Here is a 6,512-nt window from a genome sequence, read left to right as displayed (position 1 = left end):
TTCAAAAGAACCACGGGCCGTTGCGTGTTTCATAGCCAAGCAATTGATTTCGTGGGATTTCATGGTGGGCGCTACTGGGATTGAACCAGTGACCCCTGCCGTGTGAAGGCAGTGCTCTCCCGCTGAGCTAAGCGCCCCATGATGCGAAACCGCGATATAAGGGGCCCGGTTTTCACCTGTCAAGGCGGGTGACGCATGGTGACCGGGAATTCATCGCGGCCTGGCCCCGCCAGGCGGACCTCATATTGCCGGTTGCCTGGAATGGAAATCTTGCTTTGGACGTGGTGAGGGCTTTATGACAAGCTTTCATAAGCAGACACAAGAAAACGCCCTCCCCTATTACGTGCGGAACGATGGCCAGACAAAAAACCGCAATTCTTATCCTCGCCGCCGGGAAAGGCACCCGGATGCAATCGGCCCTTCCCAAGGTGCTACACCCCCTGGGGGGGCAGCCCTTGATCGGCTACGCGCTGGCTGCGGCAAAAGCACTAAAACCGGATTTAGGGGTCGTCGTCATCGGGCCGGACATGAAGGCGGTTGCTGACGCGGTCGCGCCATGGCCTACCGTAGTTCAAAAGACCCAGGCCGGGACGGGGGATGCCGTTCGCGCGGCGAAAAAGCGGTTGTCCGGTTTTACCGGCGACGTTCTGATCCTTTTTGGCGACACGCCCTTTCTTACGCCCGCCACGTTGCGGAAACTGCTTGCGCGCAGGCGGGCAAAGTCGAAGCCCGCCGTTGTTGTTCTGGGCATGCGTCCGGCAGATCCGGGGGAATATGGCCGCCTTGTCACGGATGCGCGCGGCACGCTGGAAGCCATTGTCGAATATCGGGAAGCCGATGAAAAAACCCGCAAGATTCTACTTTGCAATTCCGGCGTCATGGTGGTCGATGGCAAGCATTTGTTCCGCCTGTTGAGCCGCGTCAAAAAAAGCAGCGTGAAAGGCGAGTTTTATCTGACCGATCTGGTCGCGATTGCCCGCAAAGAAGGGCTTTCCTGCGCCTGTGTGGAAGGGGACGCGGGCGAGCTTCTTGGCATCAATGATCGCGCCGATCTGGCCGAGGCTGAGGCGCTTTTTCAGCTTGAGCGTCGGGCGGTGGCAATGGCCAAAGGGGTCACGCTTCTTGATCCGACGACGGTCTGGTTCAGCTTCGATACAAAGCTTGGCCGGGACATCACCATTGGCCCGAATGTTTTCTTTGGGCCTGGCGTTCGGGTGGCCGATGGTGCCGTTATCCGCGCGTTTTCACATATCGAAGGGGCGCGTATCGGCAAGGGTGCCATTGTTGGCCCCTTTGCCCGTCTGCGGCCGGGGGCAGACCTTGGCGAGGGCGCGCATATCGGCAATTTTGTCGAAGTGAAAAAGGCAAAAATCGGCGCTGGCGCGAAGGCAAACCATTTGGCCTATATCGGCGATGCCCGGATTGGTTCGGGCGCGAATGTCGGTGCCGGGACAATCACGTGCAATTACGACGGCTTTACGAAGTCAGAGACGGTGATTGGGAAAGACGCCTTTATCGGTTCGAACACATCCCTCGTTGCGCCGGTTACCATTGGGGATGGGGCTATTGTTGGCGCGGGTAGCGTGATTACGAAAAACGTTTCCCGGGATGCGCTGGCATTGACGCGCGCGGCAGGAAAAGAGATCAAGGGCTGGGCCCGCCGCCACCGTGCGAAAAATACGGCTGGCCGTAATGCGGCTGACCGTAATACGGCTGGCCGTAAAAAGAAAACGAAGGGCTGATCGCCGAAACATGTGTGGAATTATCGGCATTATCGGCAAGGAGGCAGTTGCGCCCCTTCTGTTGGACGGGCTCAGGCGGCTTGAATATCGGGGCTATGATTCGGCCGGCATTGCGACCCTTGTCGATGGCCGTATCGAACGTCGCCGGGCTGAAGGGCGCATCGTTAATCTGGAAAGCCGTGTTGCGAAAGAGCCAATCTCCGGAAAAACCGGTATCGGTCATACGCGTTGGGCGACCCATGGCATCCCCAATGAAATCAACGCGCACCCCCATGCCTGCGAAAAGGTCGCCGTCGTCCATAACGGAATCATCGAAAACTTTCAGACGTTGCGGGACGAACTGGCGGGCTTTGGCGTCTGCTTCGAGACGGACACCGACACGGAAGTCATCGTTCACCTGATTGCCCATTATCTGGACACCGGCTTGGACCCCGAGGCGGCGACGGCAAAGACGCTTGCCCGCCTGGAAGGCGCTTTTGCCCTTGGCGTGATCTTTGCGGGGGAATCTTCCCTGATGATTGGCGCGCGCCGGGGCAGCCCTCTGGCCATTGGGTATGGCGATGGCGAGATGTATCTCGGCTCGGACGCCCTTGCCCTGGCATCGCTTACCCAGAAGATCACCTATCTTGAGGAAGGGGATTTTGCGGTTCTCTCTCCCGATGGGGTCGTGATCCATGACGAGACGGGCGCCGTCGTCGTCCGCAGGGTCGAGAAAAGCTCCGCCTCCGGTGCGCTCGAAGGCAAAGGGAATTTCCCCCACTTCATGTTGAAGGAAATTTTTGAGCAGCCCGCCGTCATTGGCGACACGCTGCACGCCCTTYTGAACCYGGTTACGCGGACGGTCTGCCTTCCCGATCTGCCGTTTGACCTGGCGGAGATTTCGAAGGTAACGCTGATTGCCTGCGGCACGTCTTATTACGCTGCCATGGTTGCAAAATATTGGCTGGAAAGCATCGCGGGCCTTCCCGTCGAGGTCGATATCGCTTCCGAATTCCGCTATCGCAATGCCGTTATGCCGGAAGGCGGGTTGGCGCTTTTCATTTCGCAATCCGGCGAGACGGCGGACACGCTGGCGGCGTTGCGTTATGCAAAAACGCAGGCGCAGCACACGCTTGCCCTCGTCAACGTTCTTGAAAGTTCCCTTGCCCGTGAGGCCGAGGCGGCGTTGCTCACCTATGCCGGGCCGGAAATCGGGGTCGCCTCGACGAAGGCTTTTACAACGCAATTAACGGTGCTTGCCTGCCTTGCCATCGCCATGGCCCGGGCTCGGGGCACCATCGATCATGATGCCGAAGCCAGGCTTTTGACGGCGCTGATCGAAGTGCCATCGCGCGCCGTCGAAGTCTTAAATCATGACGAGCGTTTAAAAGAAATTGCGGGCGAAATTTCGGGCGTTCCTGACGTTCTTTATCTTGGCCGTGGCACAAGCTATCCGATCGCTCTTGAAGGCGCCCTGAAGCTCAAGGAAATTTCCTACATCCATGCCGAGGGTTACGCGGCGGGTGAAATGAAGCATGGACCCATCGCGCTTATCGACGCCGGGATGCCGATTATCGTGATTGCGCCAAGCGACCCTCTGTTCGATAAGACCGCTTCAAATATGCAGGAGGTGATTACGCGCGGCGGGCATGTCATTTTTCTAAGCGATGATGCAGGTGTTGCACGCCTTGGCAGGGTGGCCGCCGCCACCGTGGCGCTGCCAGAGGTCGATCCATTTGTCGCCCCGATCCTTTACGCCATTCCGGTGCAGTTGCTTGCCTATCATGTTGCCGTTCTCAAGGGCACGGATGTCGATCAGCCGCGCAATCTGGCCAAAAGCGTGACGGTGGAATAAAGCGACAGCATGGCAGGCTTTGATTTTAATCTTCTGACAATCGGTGCCGGTTCCGGCGGCGTTGCGGGTACGCGCCGCGCGGCAGGCTATGGCGCAAAGACCGCCATTTGCGAGGAGGGCCGCGTCGGCGGCACCTGTGTGCTTAGGGGATGCATCCCCAAAAAGCTTCTTGTCTATGGCGCGCATTTTCGCGATGCGTTTGAAGATGCCGCCGGTTTTGGCTGGCAGGTGGGTGCCCGGGATTTTGACTGGGAAAAACTGATTGCGAACAAGGATCGCGAGCTTGACCGGTTAAACGGCATTTACCTTCGGATGCTGGAGGATGCCGGCGTCACCCTTCTTGAAGGGCGCGCCCGGCTTGTCGATGCGCATCGGGTGGAAATCGGCGGAAAATCTGTGACAGCGGAAAAAATTCTGGTCGCAACCGGTTCCTGGCCAAGCCTCCCCGACATCCCCGGCATCGAACACGCGATCACCTCGAACGAGGCCCTTGATCTGACAAAGCTGCCCGCCCGCATGGCGATTGTCGGTGGCGGCTATATTGCTGTCGAATTCGCCGGTATTTTTGACCGCCTTGGGGTGGCGGTGATCGAGATCATCCGGGGTGAGCAGATCTTGCGCGGCTTTGATGGGGATGTTCGCGCGGCGCTGACCGAGGAAATGGAAAATTCCGGCATTGAAATTCGAGCGAATAGCCAGGTTCAACGCATCGAGAAGAAAAACGGGCATGTCGCGCTTCATGTGGCGACGAAGGGCGCGGGGGAGGAAATCCTCGACGTTGATCTGGTGATGTACGCAACCGGGCGCATTCCAAACACGTCCGGCATCGGGCTTGAAGAAATTGGCATCGCCCTTGAACCCGGTGGCGCGATTTCAGTGAATGCCGATAACCAGACGTCGCTTTCCAGTGTTTACGCCGTTGGCGACTGCACAGACCGCCTCAACCTGACGCCGGTCGCGATTGCCGAAGCCCGGGCTTTTGCCGATACGTTTTATGGGGGCAAACCGAAAAGGGCGGATCATGCGGACGTGCCGACGGCTGTCTTTAGCCAGCCGCCAATCGGCACAGTGGGCTATGACGAAGTCACGGCGCGGGCAAAATTTGGCGCGATCGATGTCTATTTTTCGAAATTCCGACCAATGAAACACACGCTTTCCGGGCGCGAGACGAAAACCATGGTGAAGCTTGTCGTCGATCACGCGACCGACCGGGTGCTTGGCTGCCATATGGTGGGAGAGGATGCGCCGGAAATCGTCCAGGCGCTTGCCATCGCATTGAAGGCGGGGGCCCGGAAGGCGGATTTTGATGCGACGATGGGCGTCCATCCAACGGCCGCCGAGGAATTCGTGACCCTAAGCCTGCCGCGTTCCGACCCAAAGGAAGAAAATTAAGGGATTCCGGGGGCTTCACGCGGTTCTAGCGTGGTTTTTACTGGAAAAAACGCGGATTCCGGCGTATCACCGGGTTGGAAGCGGTCTTGAGGTAAACGATATGGCAAGAAATTGGTCGCCGGATAGCTGGCGCAAGAAGCCGGCCCGGCAGATGCCGGATTACCCGGACAAGGCAGCGCTCGCTACCGTCGAGAAGACGTTGCGCGACGCCCCGCCGCTGGTTTTCGCGGGCGAGGCACGACGCCTGCGCGCCGAACTTGCCGAGGTTGCGGAAGGCCGGGCTTTCCTGCTGCAGGGCGGTGATTGCGCGGAAAGTTTTGCCGAATTCAATGCCGATAAGATCCGCGATACGTTTCGCGTGCTGTTACAGATGGCCGTTGTGCTTACCTTCGGCGCGGCCTGTCCCGTCGTGAAGGTCGGGCGGATGGCCGGCCAGTTTGCAAAGCCGCGTTCGGCGGATACCGAAACCAAAGACGGCGTGACGTTGCCCTGCTATCGCGGCGACATCGTCAATGGCATGGGTTTCACGGAAGCGGAGCGGATCCCGGATCCAAAGCGCATGCTACAGGCCTATAGCCAGGCCGCCGCCACGCTGAACCTGTTGCGCGCCTTCGCTCAGGGCGGTTATGCGGATTTGCACCAGGTGCACCGCTGGAATCTGGGCTTCGTTGGCGAAAGCAAACAGGGCGAAAAATATCAGGATTTGGTGGAGCGTCTTACCGAAACGCTTGCCTTCATGGAGGCTTGCGGGTTGACGTCGGAAACGACATCTGAAATTCGCCAGACCAATTTCTACACCTCCCATGAAGCCTTGCTGCTTGGCTATGAGGCGGCGCTGACGCGCGTCGATAGCACGACCGGGGACAGTTACGATTGTTCCGCCCATATGCTGTGGATCGGCGATCGGACGCGCCAGGATGACGGCGCGCATGTCGAATTTCTGCGCGGTGTCCATAACCCCATCGGCCTGAAAGTTGGGCCGACGCTTGATGCCGACGCGCTTCTTCGTCTGGCCGATCGCCTGAACCCAGGCAACGAGCCCGGGCGTTTGACGCTGATCAGCCGGATGGGCTCGGAAGGCATTGCCGAACACCTTCCGCCGCTTGTTCGCGCCATTGAACGCGAGGGAAAAAAGGTCGTCTGGTCCTGCGATCCGATGCACGCAAATACGGTGAAGGCGTCAAATGGCTACAAGACCCGTTCGTTCGACCGGATATTGAAAGAAATCAAGGCGTTTTTCGCGATTCATCAAGCGGAAGGAAGCTACGCCGGGGGTATTCACTTTGAATTGACCGGCCAGGACGTAACGGAATGCATTGGCGGGGCCCAGGAAATCACCGAGGATCGCCTGGCCGACCGCTACCATACCCATTGCGATCCGCGTTTAAATGCTTCGCAGGGGCTTGAGCTGGCGTTCCTTGTTGCTGAGGCCTTGAAGAATGAGCGGAACGTTACCGCGAAAATCTCCGCCATTTCCTGACACTGACATCTGGACCGCGCTGGGCGACATGCCACCGACTCCTGACCAAAAGCGGCGGATAAGG

General features: G+C 58.6%; 4 protein-coding genes and 1 tRNA gene. 4 read left to right on the top strand and 1 reads right to left on the bottom strand.

The window, feature by feature from the left end; all coding sequences use genetic code 11:
* Positions 1–62 precede the first annotated feature (62 nt).
* A tRNA-Val gene (locus COA65_08340) sits at positions 63–137 on the bottom strand.
* Positions 138–353: 216 nt separating this feature from the next.
* On the opposite strand from COA65_08340, the gene glmU reads away from it, so the two are divergent.
* The 4 genes from glmU (at position 354) to COA65_08320 (ending at position 6,448) form a co-directional block, all read left to right on the top strand.
* On the top strand, positions 354–1,742 hold the full coding sequence (gene glmU, locus COA65_08335; GenBank protein ID PCJ58235.1) for a bifunctional N-acetylglucosamine-1-phosphate uridyltransferase/glucosamine-1-phosphate acetyltransferase: 1,389 nt from the start codon (positions 354–356) through the stop codon (positions 1,740–1,742).
* Between the two features lie 10 nt (positions 1,743–1,752).
* Positions 1,753–3,576, top strand: a complete 1,824-nt coding sequence (gene glmS, locus COA65_08330) for a glutamine--fructose-6-phosphate transaminase (isomerizing) (GenBank protein ID PCJ58234.1) — start codon at positions 1,753–1,755, stop codon at positions 3,574–3,576.
* A gap of 9 nt (positions 3,577–3,585) precedes the next feature.
* Entirely contained in the window at positions 3,586–4,968 is a 1,383-nt protein-coding gene (gor, locus tag COA65_08325; GenBank protein PCJ58233.1) for a glutathione-disulfide reductase, read from the top strand.
* Positions 4,969–5,068: 100 nt separating this feature from the next.
* Entirely contained in the window at positions 5,069–6,448 is a 1,380-nt protein-coding gene (locus COA65_08320) for a 3-deoxy-7-phosphoheptulonate synthase class II (protein PCJ58232.1), read from the top strand.
* Positions 6,449–6,512: the final 64 nt, after the last annotated feature.

This window comes from Rhodospirillaceae bacterium (assembly GCA_002746255.1).
GTDB lineage: Bacteria > Pseudomonadota > Alphaproteobacteria.
The sequence above is the reverse complement of the archived record's forward strand: the minus strand, read 5'-3'. Positions and strand labels throughout refer to the sequence as shown.

Bases quoted from the DNA above. Each gene is read 5' to 3' on its own strand.
- COA65_08320 (PCJ58232.1), top strand. From the start codon at position 5,069: ATGGCAAGAAATTGGTCGCCGGATAGCTGGCGCAAGAAGCCGGCCCGG.
- glmU (PCJ58235.1), top strand. From the start codon at position 354: ATGGCCAGACAAAAAACCGCAATTCTTATCCTCGCCGCCGGGAAAGGC.
- gor (PCJ58233.1), top strand. From the start codon at position 3,586: ATGGCAGGCTTTGATTTTAATCTTCTGACAATCGGTGCCGGTTCCGGC.